This window comes from Actinoalloteichus spitiensis RMV-1378, from assembly GCF_000239155.1.
Classification (GTDB): Bacteria; Actinomycetota; Actinomycetes; order Mycobacteriales; family Pseudonocardiaceae; genus Actinoalloteichus_B; species Actinoalloteichus_B spitiensis.
The window spans coordinates 1-12,618 of the sequence record NZ_AGVX02000212.1 but is presented as its reverse complement, the minus strand read 5'-3'; the positions used below and the strand labels follow the sequence as shown (position 1 = coordinate 12,618).

At 74.3% G+C, this 12,618-nt stretch carries 11 protein-coding genes; 4 read left to right on the top strand and 7 right to left on the bottom strand.

The window, feature by feature from the left end; genetic code table 11:
• Nucleotides 1-368: 368 nt before the first annotated feature.
• The 3 genes from ACTIDRAF_RS28265 to ACTIDRAF_RS0210770 are packed head-to-tail and all read left to right on the top strand — an operon-like array spanning nt 369 to nt 2,688.
• Entirely contained in the window at nt 369-1,031 is a 663-nt protein-coding gene (locus ACTIDRAF_RS28265) for a TetR/AcrR family transcriptional regulator (protein WP_052168775.1), read from the top strand.
• The gene (locus tag ACTIDRAF_RS0210775) at nt 1,022-1,936 is read left to right on the top strand and encodes an ABC transporter ATP-binding protein (RefSeq protein WP_026065977.1); all 915 of its coding nucleotides are present in this window, start codon (nt 1,022-1,024) and stop codon (nt 1,934-1,936) included. Before ACTIDRAF_RS28265 ends, ACTIDRAF_RS0210775 begins: the two co-directional genes overlap by 10 nt.
• Nucleotides 1,933-2,688, top strand: a complete 756-nt coding sequence (locus ACTIDRAF_RS0210770) for an ABC transporter permease (protein WP_016698747.1) — start codon at nt 1,933-1,935, stop codon at nt 2,686-2,688. The genes ACTIDRAF_RS0210775 and ACTIDRAF_RS0210770 overlap by 4 nt, the downstream gene beginning before the upstream one ends.
• 71 nt (nt 2,689-2,759) lie before the next feature.
• Here the strand turns inward: ACTIDRAF_RS0210770 and ACTIDRAF_RS0210765 are convergent, their stop codons facing one another.
• A complete protein-coding gene (locus ACTIDRAF_RS0210765) occupies nt 2,760-3,374 on the bottom strand; it encodes a PadR family transcriptional regulator (RefSeq protein WP_026065976.1) in 615 nt (204 codons plus the stop codon).
• A gap of 75 nt (nt 3,375-3,449) precedes the next feature.
• Between ACTIDRAF_RS0210765 and ACTIDRAF_RS0210760 the strand changes: the two genes are divergently transcribed.
• Complete coding sequence (locus tag ACTIDRAF_RS0210760) at nt 3,450-4,670, top strand: FAD-dependent oxidoreductase (RefSeq protein WP_016698745.1); 1,221 nt, start codon at nt 3,450-3,452, stop codon at nt 4,668-4,670.
• A 48-nt stretch (nt 4,671-4,718) separates the two neighbouring features.
• On the opposite strand, the gene ACTIDRAF_RS0210755 is transcribed toward ACTIDRAF_RS0210760, so the two are convergent.
• The 6 genes from ACTIDRAF_RS0210755 to ACTIDRAF_RS0210730 all read right to left on the bottom strand — a co-directional run bounded on the left by ACTIDRAF_RS0210755 (nt 4,719) and on the right by ACTIDRAF_RS0210730 (nt 12,546).
• The gene (locus ACTIDRAF_RS0210755; protein WP_016698744.1) at nt 4,719-6,590 is read right to left on the bottom strand and encodes an ABC transporter ATP-binding protein; all 1,872 of its coding nucleotides are present in this window, start codon (nt 6,588-6,590) and stop codon (nt 4,719-4,721) included.
• The gene (locus tag ACTIDRAF_RS0210750; RefSeq protein WP_016698743.1) at nt 6,587-8,455 is read right to left on the bottom strand and encodes an ABC transporter ATP-binding protein; all 1,869 of its coding nucleotides are present in this window, start codon (nt 8,453-8,455) and stop codon (nt 6,587-6,589) included. The genes ACTIDRAF_RS0210755 and ACTIDRAF_RS0210750 overlap by 4 nt, the downstream gene beginning before the upstream one ends.
• A 146-nt stretch (nt 8,456-8,601) precedes the next feature.
• Entirely contained in the window at nt 8,602-9,492 is an 891-nt protein-coding gene (locus tag ACTIDRAF_RS0210745) for a siderophore-interacting protein (RefSeq protein WP_016698742.1), read from the bottom strand.
• Nucleotides 9,485-10,336: an ABC transporter ATP-binding protein gene (locus tag ACTIDRAF_RS28260; protein WP_039786788.1), complete on the bottom strand. Its 852-nt coding sequence runs from the start codon at nt 10,334-10,336 to the stop codon at nt 9,485-9,487. Before ACTIDRAF_RS28260 ends, ACTIDRAF_RS0210745 begins: the two co-directional genes overlap by 8 nt.
• A gap of 10 nt (nt 10,337-10,346) precedes the next feature.
• Complete coding sequence (locus ACTIDRAF_RS0210735; protein ID WP_016698740.1) at nt 10,347-11,450, bottom strand: FecCD family ABC transporter permease; 1,104 nt, start codon at nt 11,448-11,450, stop codon at nt 10,347-10,349.
• Between the two features lie 7 nt (nt 11,451-11,457).
• Nucleotides 11,458-12,546, bottom strand: a complete 1,089-nt coding sequence (locus tag ACTIDRAF_RS0210730; protein WP_016698739.1) for a FecCD family ABC transporter permease — start codon at nt 12,544-12,546, stop codon at nt 11,458-11,460.
• Nucleotides 12,547-12,618: the final 72 nt, after the last annotated feature.

Genomic DNA, 12,618 nt, shown 5'->3' with positions numbered 1-12,618 from the left:
GGGCGGGTTCGGGGGCCGGGTGGCGGTTCGCCGAGGGACTCGGCAGGCCGACGGGTTCGTGCCGGCTACTGGTGTCCCTGACCGTGGGCGGCGATACCGCGACCGCCGTGGGCCCGCGCCGTGGTGGGGTGCGATCCCCTTGCCCGGCAAGGGGGTGCCCAGGTCGGCCGGTCCCGGCACTCCCCGGTGGGAGGAGGTCCGCCCTGCCAGGGGCCGGGCCGGGAGTCCGAGCTGCGCCGGGCCACCCGGCGCTCCTGCCCTGCTGGGCCGACCACCGACCCGCCGGAGAGGCCGCGGCCGGGGTGGGCAGGACCGCGTCCCCACCTCGGGATACCCGGGAGCTGACCTACTGGTGCATACTTCTGACCATGAGGTCAGAAAAAAATCTGAATGGTCAGAAGGGGCGGACCTTCATCGAGGAGGCCAGGCGGCGGCAGATCGTCGACTGCGCCATCGAGGTGATCTCCGAGGTCGGGTACCGGAAGGCGTCGCTGGCGCGGATCGCCGAACGCGCGGGCGTGTCGAAGGGGGTGATCCTCTACCACTTCGCCGGGAAGGGAGAGGTGATCGAGACCGCGCTCGGCCAGATCTACGCGGCCCTCGGCGCCCGGTTCGAGCAGGAGCTCGCCGACCAACCCGACCTCCGGTCCACCCTCGCCGCCTACATCCGCGCCCTCGTCGGCTACCTGCGCGACAACCCCACCCACGTGCGGGTGATCGCCGAGGCCGCGACGTACGACGGTGGCGGCGCCGAGTCGACGGACTCCTTCGACCCCGGCGACGCCGGCCAGCGGTGGCGCGCCCTCGCGGAACTCCTCCGCGCCGGGCAGGCCGCCGGCGAGTTCCGCGCCTTCGACGCGCGGGTCGTCGCCCAGGCCATCGGGGGAGCCATCGACGCCGTCGTCGCCGGCTGGCTGGAGGACCCGGACACCGACCTCACCGAGGCCGGCGAGGAGCTGGTGACCACCTTCGACCGGGCGCTGGTCGCCGTCCCACCCACCACCGACAGCGGGAGCACGCCATGCCAGTGATCGACGTCGCGGGACTGCGCAAGACCTACCGCGACCACGTCGCCGTCGACGACGTCTCGTTCACCGTGGAACGCGGGGAGATCTTCGGCATCCTCGGCCCCAACGGGGCGGGGAAGACCACCACCGTCGAATGCCTCACCGGGCTGCGCAGGCGTGACGGCGGCCGGGTGAGCGTGTTCGGCCACGACCCGGACACCGACCGCGACGCGCTGCGCGAGACGGTCGGGGTCCAGCTGCAGCACAGCGAACTCCAGCCGAAGATGACCGTGCGGGAGGCACTGGAGCTCTACGCCTCCTTCTACGCCGACCCGGCAAACCCCGACGAGCTGATCGACACGCTCGGCCTGCGGGACCGCGCCTCCGCCTACTGGGGGAAGCTCTCCGGGGGCCAGCGGCAGCGGGTCGCGATCGCCCTCGCGCTCGTCGGCAATCCCAGGCTGGCCGTGCTCGACGAGTTGACCACCGGGTTGGACCCGAAATCCCGCCGGGACACCTGGGAGGTCGTCGAGCGGGTGCGGGACCGGGGGGTGACCGTCCTGCTCGTCACCCACTTCATGGCCGAGGCGCAGCACCTCTGCGACCGGATCGCCGTCATCGCCCGGGGCAGGGTCGCAGCACTGGACACCCCGGAGGGGCTGGCCGAGGCAGCCGGTTCGACCCAGACCCTGCGGTTCCGCACCACCCAGCCGGTGCCCGTCGCGGAGCTGCGGGCACTGCCGGTGGTCACCGAGGTGGTGGTCGACGGTGACGCGGTGACGGTGCGCGGCGAGGGGGAGCTGGTGTTCGCGGTCTCCCAGCTCCTCGGAGCGGTCGGCGTCACCCCGTCCCACCTCCGCGTCGAACAGGCGAGCCTGGACGACGCCTTCCTCGCGATCACCGGACAGCTCACGGAGGAGGCGGCATGAACAGGGTGGTGCTGGCCACCGGCCGGATGACCCGGATGGAGCTGCGGCTGCTCCGCAGGGACTGGGCGCTGCTGTTCTTCGGGATCGGGTTCCCCGTCGTGCTGTTGCTGCTGTTCGCGAACCTGCCCGACATGACGGACCCGATCCCCGGGTCGGACGGGCTCCGCGCCTTCGACGTCGTGATGGCGCCGATCGCGCTGAGCATCGCGCTGCTGATCATCTCGCTCCAGCTGATGCCGCAGCAGATCGTCACCGTGCGGGAGAAGGGCATCCTCCGGCGGTTGTCCACCACTCCCGCTCCCAGGGTCGGGCTGCTGGTGGCGAACTTCGCCATCGGCGCGTTGATCTCGGTGCTCGCGGTGGTGGCCGTCCTGGCCGGTGGCTCACTCGTCCACGGCCTGGCGCTGCCGAGGTCGCTGCCGGCGTTCCTGCTGGTCTACCTGTGCGCGATGATCACCACCCTGTCGATCACGATGCTCATCGCCGGGATCTCCAGGACGGCGAACATCGCCAACGGCATCGGCTCGATCCTGCTGGTGCCGATGATGTTCCTCAGTGGAGCGATGGTCCCCCGGGAGGACCTGCCCGAACTGGTGCGCCGGATCGGCGACCTCACCCCGGTGGGCGCGGTCACGCGGGCGTTGCGGGCGAGTTGGGCGGGGGAGGCGTTGCCGCTCCAGCCCTTCCTGGTGATGGGGGTGACGGTGCTGCTCGTCTGGCCGATCGCGATCCGCTTCTTCCGCTGGGAGTGAGCTCGGCACCCCGGGTCGGGCCCGGGAGTGGCGGGATCCGGCGCATGGGACACCAGGTGGGCGACCCCGCCTCACCCCCGTGGTTCGAAGCGGGCGGCGATGGCATCGAGGTCCTCGCGGTTCCAGTCGAGGGCTCCGGTGCGCAGGTCCTCGGTCACCGCCTCCAGCCACCGCAGTTCCGCGAGGGTGGCGGCGCGCTGGTACTCGCCCTCCAGGAGCACGACCCGGGGGAGCGCCCCCGCCACCAGTGCCTCCTCGGCGTCCAGCTCCGCCAGCGTGCGGCGGAGCGCCGCCGCTCGCCGTGCCAGCAGGGTGAGCGCCGCGTCCGGGGTGAGCAGGGGGAGGAAGGCGAGGGCCGCCGGGAACTCGGGGAACTCCCGTGCCGGGGTGGACAGCATCTCCTCCAGCCATCTGTGGAGGGCCGCCGTCCCCTCGTCGGTGAGTTCGTAGACGGTGCGCTCCGGTCGGTCCCCGACCCGTTCGGTGTCGCGCACCCGGATCAGCTCGGCGCGGAGCAGGCGATCGAGCGTCTGGTACACGCTGTTGCGCTGCGCGACGTTGACCACCTGGTCCTTCCTGCGCTCCCGGATCAGTTCCCGCAGGCGGTAGGCGTGCGTCGGCGCCTCGGCGAGCAGGGCGAGCAGGGCCATCGCCAGCGGCGACCTTCGGGAGGAACGACCGGACATGGGCACACCCTAGCCACCTGAGCGCCATAGTCATTCCATGTATAGTCATAGTATGACGTTCAGGAGGGAGTGGCGATGACGAGGGTGCTGGTGATCGGGGGAGGAATCGCGGGAACCGTCGCGGCGGTGGCGCTGCGCCGCGCCGGGCTCGACCCGGTCGTGTACGAGGGGTACGACCGCACCGCCGACGGGGTGGGCGCCTACCTCAGCGTCGCCACCAACGGCCAGGCGGCACTGGCCGAACTGGGCCTGCTGGAACGCGCCCTCGCCGACGGGTTCGACACGCCCCGGATGGCCTTCCGCACCGGTTCGGGACGGCTCCTCGCCGAGCTCGCCCAGGGCGGGGCGCTGCCCGACGGCACCGTGACCAGGACGGTCCGCCGCTCCGACCTGTACCGGGCGCTGCGGGACGCGGCCCTCGACGAGGGGGTGCGCATCGAGTACGGCCGCCGCCTGGTCGACCTCACCGAACACCCGGACGGGGTGACCGCGCGCTTCGCCGACGGGAGCCAGGCGACCGGCGACCTGCTGGTCGGCGCGGACGGGCTGCGGTCCCGCGTGCGCCGGGCGATCGACCCCGACGCGCCCTCGGGCCGGTACGTCGGCCTGCTCAACACGGGGGGCTTCGCGTCGGGGGTGCGGGTGGACGCCGAGCCGGGCGTGGCCACCATGGTCTTCGGGCGCCGGTGCTTCTTCGCCTACTACCGCCACCCCAACGGGGAGGTGTGGTGGTTCGCGAACCCGCCCCGCGCCCAGGAGGCCGGTCAGGAGGAGCTGGACGCGATCGACCCGGCGAGGTGGCGTGCGCACCTCCTGGAGCTCGTCGCGCGCGACCGCACGCCGGCGGCCCGGATCATCGCCGCGACCGAACGGATCCTGCCGCCCTGGGGCACCTACGACCTGCCGTCCGTGCCGACCTGGCACACCGACCGCTGCGTGCTGGTCGGCGACTCGGCGCACGCCACCTCACCCTCCTCCGGGCAGGGCGCGTCGATGGCGATCGAGGACGCGCTGGTGCTCGCGAAGTGCCTGCGGGACGTGCCCGACCACCGCACCGCGCTCGCCACCTACACGGCGGCGCGGCGGGACCGGGTGGAGCGGGTCGTGGCGCAGGGCAAGCGCAACGGGGACCAGAAGGCGACCGGCCCGGTGGCGAGGGTGCTGCGGGACCTGGCGCTGCCCTTCGTGTTCCGCCGGATGGCCAGGGCCGAGGCCGTCGACCAGCGGTGGCTCTACGAGCACCGGATCGACTGGGACGCGCCGACCACCACCCCCGGTCCGACCGCCGTCGGCTGAGCAGGGGGCGGGTGGGCCGCCGGGGAAGGGGCTGCTGGCTGGGACCCCTCAGCCCGGCAGCACCTCGCGGTCCCGGCCCTCCCACGCCGCCCACAGCCGCGCGTAACGACCACCGGCGGCCACCAGCTCCTCGTGCGCACCGACCTCCACGATCCGCCCGTGGTCCAGCACCACCACGCGGTCGGCGGCCACCGCCTGCGGCAGCCGGTGCGCGACCACCAACGACGTCCGCCCCTCGGTGGCGGCGAGCGCGGCCCGTTCCAGGTCGCGGGCCCCGGAACTGCCCGCCTCGGCGCTGGCCTCGTCGAGGACCGCCACCGGCGGGTTCGCCAGCACCAGCCGGGCCAGCGCCAACTGCTGGGCCTGGGGCGCGGTCAACGGGTGGCCCTCCTCGCCGACCCGGGTCCGGATGCCCTCCGGCAGGCTCTCCACCCAACGGCGCGCGCCCACCGCGTCCAACGCGGCGAGCACCTCCGCCTCGGATGCGTCCGGTGCGGTCAGGCGCACGTCGTCGACCAAGCGGCCGGAGAAGACGTGCACGTCCTGGCTGACGAGCACCACGTGGCGGCGCAGCTGGCGGAGTCCCAGCTCGGCCAGCGGAACGCCGCCCACCCGCACCGAGCCCGCCGCCGGGTCGAGGAGCCCGGCGACGATCGCGGCCAGGGTCGTCTTCCCGGCTCCGCTGGCGCCGACCAGGGCCACCCGTTCACCCGGTTCCACGACCAGCGTCACGTCGTCCACCACCAGCGGGCCGTCGTCGTAGCGGTGGCTCACCCCGTCGATCCGCAGGCCCGCGTCGGCGGGGCGGGGGGGCGCTTCCGGTTCGGGGGTCGCCGGGAGCCGCGCGACCCCCACCAGGCGAGCGAGGCTCGCCCCCGCCGACTGCACCTCGTCGAAGGACAACAACAGCGCGCCCAACGGGGAGAACAGGCGGTGGAAGTACAGGGCCGCCGCCGTGGTCGCGCCGACGGTCACGATGTCGGCCCTGACGAGGAGGAACCCGGTGACGACGATCGCCACGAGCCCCACGCACTCCGCCCGGTTGGCGCCGGAGGCGAACCGGGTGAACAGCCGGAACACCCGGACCGAGATGTCCCGGGACCGCGCGGAGCGGTCGGTGACCAGCCCCATCCTGGCCTCGCCCAGCTGGTGCGCGCGCACCGCGTCCACCCCGTGCAGCGAGCTGACCAGGGCCTGCGACCTCTCGCCGATCGCCACCCGTTCCGCCGCGTAGCCGGGGCCGGAGCGCGGCAGGTACCAGCGCAGCGACAACACGTACATCGGCAGGGTCACCATGCCGGCCAGCCCGAGCCGCCAGTCCAGGGTGAGCAGGCCGCCCAGGGTCAGGACGACCGTGAAGAACGCCGAGATCAGCACCGCCGCCTGGTTGGTCACGATCCGGCCGACGATCGACACGTCGTCGCCGACCCGGGAGAGCAGGTCACCGCTGCCCACCCGTTCCAGGGTGGTGGTGGGCAGGTGCAGGGCGCGGTCCACGACGCGTTCCCGCAGCCGGGCCAGCACCGTCTCGCCGGCGCGGGCGATGAGCGCGGTGGCGGCGCCGGTGAGCAGGCCGCCCAGCAGCGCCGCACCGGCGATGAGCGCGACCGTCCACAGCACGGCGGACCCGTCGGCGTCCGGACCACCCGCCGCGATGGTGTCGACCAGGTCGCCGAGCACCCACGGGGCGACCAGGCCGAAGGCGTTGCCGAGCAGGCAGGTGCCCAACGCGGCGCTGGTCGTCCACGGCTGGCGGGCCAGTTCGCCGCGCAGCACCCGCCAGATCTGGCGCGGTGTCGCGACCGGGAGGCGTTCGCCCGTGGACACGGCGGCCGCGAACTCGTCCCGGACGGCCCGCGCCCCGGCACGCCTCCGTCCCCGGCGGCGCCGCCCGCCCCCGGTGTCCACCTCCGCGCTCATCGCAGTACTCCCCGCTGGTAGGTCTCGTCGGTGGCTGACAGCTCGGCGTGGGTGCCCTCGGTCCGCACCACCCCGTCGGCGAGGACCACCACCCGGTCGGCACGGGCCAGCAGCGCGGGGCTGCTGGTGATCAGCAGCGTGGTCCTCGTGTCGTCCGCTGGCGGGGCGTCCTCGTCACCGGCCGGGTCTCCGTCCACGTCACCGGCCGGGTGTCCGTCCGCGCCGCCCGCGTCGAGGTCGCCGGGGCCGGGCGGAACCGTGGTGGGGTGGCGCAGCTCCGCCAGCCCACGGGCGATGGCCTCCTCGGTGACCGCGTCCACCGCCGTGGTGGGGTCGTGGAGCACCAGGACTGGTGGGTCCGCCAGCAGCGCCCTGGCCAGGGCGACCCGTTGCCGTTGCCCGCCGGACAGCGTCGCCCCGCCGTCCAGGACCGCCGTGTCCAGCCCCTCGGCCTGGGTGTCCACCACCTCGTCGGCGGCGGCGGCGCGCAACGCGCGGTCCAACGCCGCCGGGGTGGTCTCCCGGCCCGAGGTCACCGCATCCCGCAGGCTCCCCTCGAAGAGGGTGACGTGGTGGTTCTCCACCAGCACCGTCCGCCGCAGGTCGTCGAGGTCCAGCTCGGACACCCGGACACCGTCGACCAGCAGCTCCCCCTGGTGGTCGGCGGCCGGAACCCGCCCGGACAGCAGGGCGAGCACCGAGTCGGCGTCCCTCGGGTCGTCCACGACGACCCCGACGAACTCGCCGGCCCGCACGGTGAGGTCCAGCGACCGCAGCGAGCCGTGCCCGACTCCGTCGAACCGCAGTTCCCGGAAGCCGTGGAGGCGGGCGGAGCCCGGCCGCACCACGGGTGGCGCGGTGAGCAGGGTGACCAGCCGGGCGGCCGAGGCCCTGGACACGGCGATGCCCTGGCCGCAGAGCCCGAGCAACTGCACCGGTTCGGCGATGAACTGGGCCAGCCCGACCACGGTGATCAGCTCGCCGATGGTGATCGTCCCGTCCACGGCCAGCCAACCGGCGAAACCGGCCACCACGGCCAGCAGCAGTCCGCTGGCCGCCGTGGTCGCGCCCCGGTGCGCCCCCAGCGGGGTCGCCGCCCGCAGGGTGCTGCGGAGCGCGTCGTCGCTGGACTCGCGGTAGCGGCGCACGGCGCTCGGTTCGCCGCCGATGCCCCGCAGGGCGCGCACGCCGCGCACGAGATCGGTGGCGAGCGCGGCGGTCCGCGCCGTGGCGGCCTGCTTCTCCCCGGCCCTGCGGGTCAGCAGCGGACCGAGCAGTTGGAGCAGGACGACCAGCACCGGCACCCCGACGAGCACGCCGAGTCCGAGCGGGACGTCGATCCGCAGCAGGACGAACGCCGAGATGCCCAACGCCACCAGACCGGAGAAGAAGCTGGGCACGTCACGCAGGACGTCGGAGGTGCGTTCGGCGTCCGAGGTGGCCACGCTGAGCAGCTCCCCGGTGGCCAGCCCGGAGCGCTGCCCCCTGGGGTCGAGGGCACGGCCGGCGGTCTCCACGCGCAACAGGTGGTTCTCCTGCTGGATCGCGCCGAACAGCGACCGGGCGCCCAACCGCCAGGACAGGGCGAGCACGGTGAACAACGCGGCCAGGCCGAGCACCGACCACCCCAGTGCCGCCGGGTCTCCCGTCGCCACCGCGCGGTCGATGATGACGCCGATCGCGACGGGGACCAGCGTCTCGGCGGCCTGGTGGCCGGACAGTCCGAGGATGCCCCCGGTCAGCCGTAACCGGTGTCGTGCCAGGGCGCGCCACAACACCCGGTTCGCGGTGAGCGGACGTCCACCGCCCCGGTGACGTTCGGACGCCCGGGGGTCGGGGCCTGGCCCGTCACCGCTGCTGCCCATGACTGTTCCTCTCCTCCTCGGACGGCCGTCCCCCGGCCGTGGTGGTCGCGGTTCCTCGCAGCCGGGCGTCCCGCCCGGTTCGCGGCGCGAAGAACGGTGTCACGCGTTCGTGCGCGATGGACACGGGGGAGGGGGCGCGACGGTGTTCACAGGCCCGCCTCGACGAGTCGCGCGTGGATGTCGTCCACGATCTCCTCCTGGGTGCGGCCGGTGCGCTGTCCCGCGTTCCAGATGGCACCGATGTCGATGCCGGACTCCGCGAACCGCCGGTTCCACTCCTCCCCGTCCAGCCGCCAGTAGCCGACGGCGTGGTGGTGCCCGTCCGGTACGCGCAGCTCGTGGCGCAGGTGGTGCCGGACGAGGCGGGCGGCGGTGGCCTCGCCGGCCATCCAGTAGCGGCAGGTCCTCGGGTCGGAACGCCCCGGGAGGAGCTCCCGCAGCGCCGCGGGCAGCAGGCTCTCCGCCCGGCCGAAGCGAGGATTGCGCAGCCAGCTGACCTCCAGGTCGGCCGGCCCGTCGAGGGGCTGTTCGTCGTCGGCGCCGCCCACCTCCACCAGCACCCTCGTTGGAGTCGTTCCCGGCAGGGACGCCACGATCCGGGTGAGGGCGGGCAGCGAGGTCAGGTCGCCGGCGAGGACCACCGGCACCCCGGGCGGTGGCGGGACGTAGGCGCCCCGGGGCTGGCCGACCCACGCGGTGTCGCCGACGGCGGCGGAGCCGGCCCAGCTGGCGGCGACCCCCCGTCCGTGCAGCACGAGGTCCACGGTCAGCAGTGCCGCGTCGGCATCCCACCGCCGCACCGTGTACCAGCGGCCGACCTCCTCGGCCCGGCGGCGCGGATCGACCCCGTCCGGTTCCGCGGCCCCGCCGCGTCCCGTGCTCGGCGGCACCACGAGGCGGAACCACTCGTCGGGAGCTCCGCCGCCGCCGAACCCGGCCAGCTCCGGCCCGCCGAAGGTGATCCGCACCACCCGGGGGCTGAGGCGTTCCACCCCGACGACCTCGGCGCGGAGGTGGTCCCGGCCCACCTCAACCACTGAGCCCGGTGGTCCGGTCGCCGCCCACCGGTACCGGGTGCGCGTGGGCGACGTGGTGCCGGCCGATCGGCACGATCAAGGGGGTCCCCGACACCGGGTCGGGCACGACCCGGGAGGCCATCCCGAACACGTCCGCCACCACGTCCTCGGTGACCACCTCGCCCGGAGCGCCCTGGGCGACGATCAGCCCGTCCTTCATGGCGATCAGGTGGTCGGCGTAGCGGCAGGCCAGGTTCAGGTCGTGGAGCACCAGCACCACCGTGCTGCCCCGCCGCCGGTTCAGGTCGGTGAGCAGGTCCAGGACCTCCACCTGGTGGTTGATGTCGAGGTAGGTGGTGGGTTCGTCGAGCAGCAGCAGGTCGGTCCGCTGGGCCAGGGCCATCGCGATCCACACCCGTTGTCGCTGCCCGCCGGAGAGCTCGTCCACCGGTCGGCTGGCCAGGTCGAGCGTTCCGGTGGCCAGCAACGCCTCCGCGACGGCCTCGTCGTCGCCCCGGTTCCACTGCCGGAACCAGCCCTGGTGCGGGTAGCGCCCCCGGCCCACCAGGTCGGCGACCCGGATGCCCTCGGGGGCGGTCGGGGTCTGGGGCAGCAGACCCAGGACGGTGGCGACGGCTTTGGTGGGCAGGCTGTTGATGTCCCTGCCGTCCAGGAGGACCGCGCCCTCGCTGGGTGGCAGCAGCCGGGCGAGGCCCCGCAGCAGGGTGGACTTGCCGCAGGCGTTGGCGCCGACGATCACCGTCACCCGTCCCGGGGGGATGTCGACGGACAGGCCGCGCACCACCTCGCGGTTGCCGTAGCCGAGCCGCAGGTCCTCCGCCCGCAGGGTGTGCCGGTCAGTCATCACGCACTCCTCATCCACCGCGTCCGACACGGTTCGACACCGCCAACAGCCACAACAGGTACGGGGCGCCCACCGCGCCCGTCACCACGCCCACGGGGAACTGCGCGCCGCTGACCAGGTGCTGACCGGCGAGGTCGCCCAGGACCACCACCAGCGCCCCGACCAGGGCCGACGGCAGCAGCGCCAGCCCGGCGCCCCGGGTCAACCGGCGGGCGATCGGGGCGGACAGGAACGCCACGAAGGCCACCGGGCCGGCGGCGGCGGTGGCCAGCCCCGCCAGGGCCACGGCGACGAGGACCAGCCCCAGCCTGGCCCGTTCGACCCCCACCCCGAGGCTGGTGGCCGCGTCGTCGCCGAGCTGGAGCGCGCGCAGCGGGCGGGAGAAGGCCACCACGAGCGGCAGCAGCACCGCCATCCCGATCACCAGGGGGACGAGGTGGTCCCAGGTGCGGGCGTTGAGGCTGCCGGTCATCCACGCCAACGCCTGCTGTGCGGTGTCCACCCGCGACCGGGTCATCAGGTAGGACACCGCGCTGTTGAGGATCGCGGCGGCGCCGATGCCGACCAGGACCAGCCGGTAGCCGCTGACGCCACGCCGCCAGGCCAGCAGGTAGATGGCCAGGGCGGTGAGCATCGCGCCGGCCAGGGCGCTGACGGACACGGCGACACCGCCCAACCCCAGCACGACCATGCCGAACACCGCCGAGGCGGACGCCCCGGACGTGATGCCGATGATGTCCGGGCTCGCCAGCGGGTTGCGCACCACGCTCTGGAACAGCCCGCCCGACAGCCCGAGCGCCACTCCGACCAGCACCCCCACCAGCGCGCGGGGCAGCCGCAGGTCGCGCACGACGAACTCGGTCGCCGGATCGGCCAGGCCCACCAGGGACGCCGCCACGTCCGGCAGGGGGATCGGGAACTCCCCGAGGGACAACGACACCCCGAGGACGAGCACGACGGCGACGGCGAGGACCAGGCTGACGGCCGTGGCCCGGCCACCGCGGCGGAGACGGGCGGCGGACACCGCGCGCCGGGCGCGGAGCAGGTCCGCGCCGTCGTCGGCGCCGACCAGGGCGGTGCGGTCGGGGGTGGGTGTGGGGAGGCGGGTCGTCATCGTCGGATCAGAGCCCCGCGAGCCGGCTGCGTCGGACCAGCGCGATGAAGAACGGCGCCCCGACCAGGGCGGTGACGATGCCCACCTGGAGTTCGCCCGGCCGCGCGACCACGCGGCCGACGATGTCGCTGACCAGCAGCAGCACCGGGGCCAGCAGCATCGAGTAGGGCAGCACCCACCTGTGGTCGGGCCCGGTCATCGCCCTGGCGACGTGCGGGATGGTCAGCCCGACGAACGCGATCGGGCCGGCGGCGGCCGTCGCCGCACCGCAGAGGACGACCACGGCGAGACCGGCCACCCCCCGGGAGAGGGCGACGCGTTGCCCCAGCGCCCTGGCCACGTCGTCGCCGAGGGAGAGCGTGTTGAGGACCCGGCCGCAGCACAGGGCGAGGACCGCTCCGACCAGCAGGAACGGCAGCACCTGCCAGAAGACCGCGAGGTCCCGGCCGGCCAGCGACCCCACCTGCCAGAAGCGGAACTGGTCGAAGGCGACGACATCGGTCAGCAGGACCGCCGTGGTCAGCGAGGTCAGGGCGGCGCTGACCGCCGCGCCCGCGAGCGCGAGTTTCACCGGGGTGGCGCCCTCCCGGCCCGCCGCCGCGATCCCGTACACCACGGCGGTGGCGGCCGCCGCGCCCAGGAAACCGAACCACACGTACCCCGTCAGGGTGGTCACGCCGAGCAGGCTGATCGCGACCACGACGAAGAAGGAGGCGCCGGCGTTGACGCCCAGGATCCCGGGGTCGGCCAGCGGGTTCCTGGCGACGCCCTGCATGAGGGCGCCGGCGAGGCCGAGCGCGGCGCCGACCAGGAGTCCCACCAGGGTTCTGGGCAGCCGCAGCTCCCAGACGACCAGGTGGTCGGGGTTGGCCGCGTCGAAGTCGCGGAGGGCCTCGAGCACCGTCCCGAACGGGATGGGTCTGGTGCCGACGACGAGACTGGCCAGGGCGGCCCCGACCAGCAACACGGCCAGCAGCACCAGTCCGGCCGCGAGCCGCCGGTGCGGGGTGCGGCGCCCGGTGGGGGTCCGCGCGGCCTGGTCAGCGGTGCGGTGCGGGTCGGGCGGTGGCGCGAGGTCCTGGTCGGAGGCGGTCACCGGGCCCCCTCGCCGTGCGACGACGCCGCACCGCCGGCCGGGGCCACCGGTGCGCCCTCGGCTCCTGCTGCC